This window comes from Galactobacter sp. (assembly GCF_022712295.1).
In the GTDB taxonomy this organism is placed as follows: domain Bacteria; phylum Actinomycetota; class Actinomycetes; order Actinomycetales; family Micrococcaceae; genus Galactobacter.
Window position 1 is genome coordinate 38997 of sequence record NZ_JALAGT010000171.1, and the last position, 6418, is coordinate 45414.

6 protein-coding genes are annotated in these 6418 nt (G+C 63.8%); all 6 read left to right on the forward strand.

The features are described from left to right. Positions 1–72: 72 nt before the first annotated feature. The 6 genes from Q0A15_RS12420 to Q0A15_RS12445 all read left to right on the forward strand — a co-directional run bounded on the left by Q0A15_RS12420 (position 73) and on the right by Q0A15_RS12445 (position 6292). Entirely contained in the window at positions 73–1479 is a 1407-nt protein-coding gene (locus tag Q0A15_RS12420; protein ID WP_291279840.1) for a dipeptidase, read from the forward strand. Positions 1480–1627: 148 nt separating this feature from the next. Continuing rightward, positions 1628–1993, forward strand: a complete 366-nt coding sequence (locus tag Q0A15_RS12425) for an iron-sulfur cluster assembly accessory protein (RefSeq protein ID WP_291279841.1) — start codon at positions 1628–1630, stop codon at positions 1991–1993. Between the two features lie 168 nt (positions 1994–2161). Next, positions 2162–3046, forward strand: coding sequence for a cytochrome c oxidase subunit II (gene coxB, locus Q0A15_RS12430; protein WP_291279842.1), 885 nt, complete (start codon positions 2162–2164; stop codon positions 3044–3046). 6 nt (positions 3047–3052) lie between these two features. Further along, a complete protein-coding gene (gene ctaD, locus Q0A15_RS12435; protein ID WP_291279843.1) occupies positions 3053–4774 on the forward strand; it encodes a cytochrome c oxidase subunit I in 1722 nt (573 codons plus the stop codon). 7 nt (positions 4775–4781) lie between these two features. Further along, on the forward strand, positions 4782–5180 hold the full coding sequence (locus Q0A15_RS12440) for a cytochrome c oxidase subunit 4 (protein ID WP_291279844.1): 399 nt from the start codon (positions 4782–4784) through the stop codon (positions 5178–5180). A gap of 362 nt (positions 5181–5542) precedes the next feature. Further along, positions 5543–6292 carry a GntR family transcriptional regulator gene (locus Q0A15_RS12445; RefSeq protein WP_291279845.1) on the forward strand — a complete coding sequence of 250 codons (750 nt, stop codon included), beginning with the start codon at positions 5543–5545 and terminating at the stop codon, positions 6290–6292. The last annotated feature ends 126 nt before the right edge of the window (positions 6293–6418 follow it).

Below are 6418 nucleotides of genomic sequence, written 5' to 3' on the forward strand. Positions count from 1 at the left end.
CCGGGGTTCGGGACCGCTGGGTGGCGCGGGGCGGCCGCGCCGTCAGGACGTCGAGGAACTAGGCTTGTCACCATGAGTTCAACCCAATCCGTACACCCTGACGTACCCGCAGAAACCATCGCCGCACTCCGCTCGGCAGCGGAGCAGGGGCGTGAGCGCCGCCTGCAGGATCTCGCCGAGTTGGTCGCGATTCCGTCCATCGCGTGGGACGGTCTCGACCCGGCACATGTGGAGGCAAGCGCGGACAAGGTCGCCGACCTGTTCCGTGAGGCGGGCATCGACGATGTACGCAAACTCTCGGCGGTCTCCGAGGACGGGGTCCAGGGCCGCACCGCCGTCGTGGCCCGTCGACCGGCGGCCCCCGGCAAGCCCACGGTCCTGATGTACGCCCACCACGACGTCCAGCCTGTGGGCGACGAAGACCTCTGGGACACCCCGCCGTTCGTCACCACCGAGCGCGACGGCCGTCTGTACGGTCGCGGCGTGGCCGACGACAAGGCCGGGATCATGATCCATGTCGGCGCTCTGCGCGCCATCAACGACGTGGCTGCGGCCGAGGGCGTGGGCCTGACCTACTTCATCGAGGGGGAGGAGGAGGCAGGGTCGCCGTCCTTCGCCGCATTCCTCGACGAGTACAAGGAGCTGCTGGCGGCAGACGTGATCGTCGTGGCCGACTCGGGCAACTGGAAGGTGGGGGAGCCGGCGCTGACATCGTCACTGCGCGGCATGACCGCCGGCGTGTTCGAGGTCTCCGTCCTGGACCACGCCGTGCACTCCGGAATGTATGGGGGACCCGTTCTGGATGCTCCCACTGTGGCGGCACGACTGATCTCCACCCTGCACGACGACCAGGGACGAGTTGCCGTGAAGGGACTGCAGGCACATCATCGGGCCGAGGTGGATTACCCCGAGGCCGACTTCCGTGTTGACGCAGGCGTCCTCGACGGCGTCCGACTGGCAGGAGAGGGCAGCATCGCCGATCGCCTGTGGCACGGTCCAGCCATCTCCGTGATCGGCCTGGACGTCACCTCCGTGGCCTTGTCCTCCAACACCATCGCACCGGTCTGCCGCGGCAAGGTGTCCGTACGAGTGGCCCCAGGTCAGGACCCTGCTGATGCGGCTCGGGCCATGGAGGAGCATTTCGCGGCTCAGGACATCCTCGGGGCCAAGATCACCTACCGCACCACCGAGACGGGTCCAGCCTTCAGCGCCGACCTGGACGGCACGGCCGCCCAGACCGAGATGTGGGCGCTCAGCGAAGCCTGGGGAACCCCCGCCGTCTACATGGGAACCGGCGGCTCCATTCCCTTCGTGGCAGATCTCACGGCACACTTCCCGGAAGCGCAGATCCTCATCACCGGAGTGGAGGACCCCGACACTCGGGCACACAGTGCCAACGAATCCCTGCACCTGGGCGACTTCGACAAGGCCGTCCTCGCGGAAGCGTTGCTGCTGACCGGAATCGCGGCTCAGGCCTGAGACCGGTCCTCCGGCGAGGACGGAACTTCGCCGAAAAGCGTACTCGACACACGTACCTGGTCGTAGACTGGGGGAGAGCGTCACGCGAGCCGTGCGCGGCAAGCAGTACGTAAGAGAACACATGACAAGAGCACCAAGGAGCGCTTTCATGACGAGCACAACTGTCGGTGACACCACCGAGATGCCCACCCACGAGGTCAATCTGACCGACGGAGCGGCGCAGAAGATTGCCGCGCTGCTGCAGCAGGAGGGCCGCGAGGACCTGCGGCTGCGGGTCGCAGTCCAACCCGGAGGTTGTTCCGGTCTGATCTACCAGCTCTACTTCGACGAGCGGGTTCTGGACGGCGACGCCGTCCGGGACTACGACGGGGTCGAGGTCATCGTCGACCGCATGTCCGCTCCGTACCTGAACGGAGCCAGCATCGACTTCGAGGATTCCATCGAAAAGGTCGGCTTCACCATCGACAACCCCAACGCCGGGGGCTCCTGCGCCTGCGGCGACTCGTTCCACTGATTTCTTAATGCCTGTCACCGGCGGCGAGCCGGTGACAGGTTCGCACCCTGGCCGGGGTATCCTCTACAGAAGGTAGAGGTTCCTCGTCACCATGTCCGTATCCACCCAGGTTCGGACACGGGGTGTCTTGACCACATCATTCGCATCAATCAAGAGGAAGGGCCGTCTGTGAGTTCGCAGGACCGAACCAGCGGTCGCGCCAAGGCGCTCCGGTTCGCCGGTGTGGCCGCGGTGGGGGCACTAGCCCTTGCCGGGTGTACCCCGGAGGCCAAGAGGGGCTGGTTGCCCCTCGATGACCCGGACACGACCAACCACACACGCTCACTCATGGAGCTGTGGAACCACTCCTGGATCGCTTCCCTGGTGATCGGTCTGATCACTTGGGGGCTTGCCCTGTGGTGCATCGTGGCCTATCGCCGTCGCAAGGGCGATACGGGTTACCCGCGCCAGCTGAGCTACTCCATGCCGTTGGAGATCTTCTACACGGCCGTGCCGCTGGTCCTCATCATCACGTTCTTCACGTTCAGCAACCGCACGCAGCAGGCGGTGGACAAGCCGGTGGCGTCAGACCTTGTGGTCAACGTCTACGGCAAGCAGTGGTCGTGGGACTTCAACTACGACTTCCAGGGCAAGCAGAACTACATGCAGGGCGTCCAGGTGCACGAGCCTGGCAAGGTCGTGGACGAGTCCAAGATCCCCACCCTGTACCTGCCGGTCGACACCCCGGTGCAGTTCGATCTGAACTCCCGCGATGTCAACCACTCCTTCTGGATCCCTGAGTTCCTGCAGAAGTTGGACATGATCCCGGGTAAGACCAACCACATCTACCTCACGCCTCAGCGTGAGGGCTCCTATCACGGCAAGTGTGCAGAGCTCTGCGGTGAGTACCACTCCGAGATGCTGTTCAACGTCGAGGTCGTCTCCGTGGACGAGTTCAAGGCCCAGATGGCCAAGCTCCCCGAGGGCGAGGTCGGCTCCGATGCCAACCGCCTGGGCGTCGAGCCCACCGAGGACGTCACGCACAAGCCCGCACCGGCCAAGGAAGGAGAGTGATTCGCCATGAGCACCTATGAGTACGCAAGCAACGAGGGGCGCAGCGTCGCACCCGTTGTGGTGCCCCGCTCCAAGGGCAAGATCGTTGTCGACTGGCTGACCACCACCGACCACAAGAAGATCGGGTACATGTACCTGATCACCTCCTTCATCTTCTTCTGCATCGCCGGCGTGATGGCTCTGCTCATCCGCGCGGAGCTGTGGGAACCCGGGATGCAGATCCTGCAGACCAAGGAGCAGTACAACCAGCTGTTCACCATGCACGGCACCATCATGTTGCTGATGTTCGCCACGCCGCTCTTCGCCGGCTTCGCGAACGTCCTCATGCCCGTGCAGATCGGTGCACCTGACGTCGCGTTCCCGCGACTGAATGCACTGGCCTTCTGGTTCTTCCTCTTCGGCTCCATCATCGCGATGTCCGGATACATCACCCCGCAGGGTGCAGCCTCCTTCGGTTGGTTCGCCTACGCGCCGCTGTCCTCCACGACGTTCAGCCCCGGTATCGGTGGCGACCTGTGGGTGTTCGGTCTCGGCCTGTCAGGTTTCGGAACGATCTTCGGTGCCGTCAACTTCATCACCACGATCATCTGCCTGCGTGCACCGGGTCTGACCATGTGGCGCATGTCGATCTTCACCTGGAACACCCTGATCACCTCGATCCTGATCCTGATGGCGTTCCCGCCCCTGGCCGCAGCGCTCTTCGCGCTCGGAGCGGACAGACGCTTCGGTGCCAACGTCTTCGATGCCGAGAACGGCGGACCGATCCTCTGGCAGCACCTGTTCTGGTTCTTCGGCCACCCCGAGGTCTACATTCTGGCGCTTCCGTTCTTCGGCGTGGTGTCCGAGATCTTCCCGGTCTTCAGCCGAAAACCGATCTTCGGGTACAAGGGCCTGGTCTACGCGACCATTTCCATTGCCGCGTTGTCCGTGGCCGTGTGGGCACACCACATGTACGTGACCGGTTCCGTCATGCTTCCGTTCTTCGGCTTCATGACCATGCTGATCGCGGTCCCGACCGGTGTGAAGTTCTTCAACTGGATCGGCACCATGTGGCGAGGGTCGCTGACCTTCGAGACGCCGATGTTGTGGTCGCTCGGCTTCCTGACGACCTTCCTCTTCGGCGGTCTGACCGGCATCACGCTCTCCTCCGCTCCGCTGGACTTCCACGTCTCTGACACCTACTTCGTCGTGGCGCACTTCCATTACGTCATCTTCGGAACCGTGGTCTTCGCGATGTTCGCCGGGTTCTTCTTCTGGTGGCCCAAGTGGACGGGCAAGATGCTCAACGAGCGTCTCGGCAAGATCCAGTTCTGGCTGCTGTTCATCGGCTTCCACATGACCTTCCTCGTTCAGCACTGGTTGGGCGTCATGGGCATGCCGCGTCGTTACGCCGACTACCTGCCCTCGGATGGTTTCGAGTTCATGAACCAGGTCTCCACCATCGGCGCCATGCTTCTGGGTGTCTCCATGATCCCGTTCTTCCTGAACGTCTTCATCACGGCCCGCAACGGCCGCAAGGTGCAGGTGGACGATCCTTGGGGCTTCGGAGCGTCGCTCGAGTGGGCCACCCCGTGCCCGCTGCCTCGTCACAACTTCCACTCGCTGCCGCGTATCCGTTCGGAGCGCCCGGCGTTGGATCTCCACCACCCGGAGCTGTCCTCGGCACGGACCACCCCCGCGGGGCTGGCCGGTCGCGTGTTCGGTCCCGCAGACCAGAGCGATAGGTGATAAGTCCATGCGCGTTGAATCCAAGATCTTCCTGAGCGGTGTCGTCTTCATCCCGTTGGGCATCGTCTACGGCTTCCTCACGGAATGGACCGAATGGGTCGGCTTCCTGGCCATGCCGCTGTTGGGCATCATGACGATGTTCATCGGTATCTACCTGAACAAGCACTCCAAGGTGATCGGGGATCGCCCCGAGGACCGCGAGAACGGTGAGATCGCGGAGAAGGCCGGCGCGGTCGGTACCTTCGCTCCGTGGTCCTGGTGGCCGCTGGCCCTCGGCCTCGGCGCAGCCACCTGCTTCGCCGGCATGGCCATCGGCTGGTGGGTTGTCTTCATCGGTGCAGGCTTCGCACTCGTCGCCATCATCGGCTGGGTGTTCGAACACTCTCGCGGCGAGTGGGCCCACTGAGTCCACCTGCTGCAACAGACGCCTGGGGCGCCCGATCCTGAACAAAGGATCGGGCGCCCCAGGCGTTTTCTGTACCGACAGAAGCGAAGACTCCGGGGGTACAGGAGAGACGGCCTCCGGCTCGGGCGTGCCATGGCTTCTTGCCCAAGTGATTCGGTGCTTGGGGCGATTCGGTAGCAGGGACGATTCGGTGGCAGGGGACTTCTGACGCGGTGACAGAAGCCGGCTGCGTGCGCCACGCGACAGTGCACAGCCCAGCGCCCGATGGGATCATGGGAACCATGAGTCTGCCAACCCGCATTCACGCCTCACAGTCAGAGGAGCTGCTTCAGGCGATAGAAGCCGCATGGAAGGCTCAACCTATGGGGGAGCGGCCAGCCGAACGCGGACAGCGTTCCAGGGGCTCAGAGCCGCGCTGGAAGGCCCTGAGCGGGACGATTGGCGAAGTACTGAGTGATCAAGCCCGGCCCGGCGACAGTTTTCCTGGCGAACGCCTGGCCGCTGAGCATCTTCAGGTCTCGAGGACCACCCTGCGAGCGGCCCTGGACGCTCTGGTGACAGAGGGCAAGCTCGAACGCATTCCCGGTTCCGGTACCTTCGTCCCGAGACGCCCGCGTGCTCCTCGTGTCGGCCTGACCTCGTTCTCCGAGGACATGCGGCTGAGGGGGATGACTCCCTCAACCCGCGTATTGCGCTTCGAGTCCTCTGCAGCGACCGGGTGGTTGGCACGCGAGATGAATCTGGAGAAGGGAGCGCAGCTGGTCTACCTCCAGCGGTTACTGCTCGCCGATGGACAACCCATCGCCGTGGACGAGAACTATCTGCCCGGAGCACGATTGCCCGGCCTGTCCGGACTACGCGCGCCCAGTTCCCTCTACCAACTCCTCAAGGAGAACTACGGCATCGTCCCCGAGTACGGCGAGGACCAGGTGGAAGCGATTGCCGCGTCTCCCGTCCAGGCTCGTCTGCTCAACATCAGGTCAGGGGATCCGCTGCTTCAGGTGGTGCGTCACGCATACGCGGGGGAGGACCTGATCAACTACTCCGCGGTCTTCTACAGGGCCGACCGGTATCGCCTGAACGTGCCCCTGAGCAGGTCGCTGCGATCATGAAGGGTAGATCGCTGAATGGCTCGGCGGCCATCTGAACGGCTCTGGGGGGTAGAGACAGAAATGTGTGTAGGGGAGGGGGTCTGTGTCCCGGTAGGGAGTATGGCCAGAAGGGGCCCTCCCCGTCCA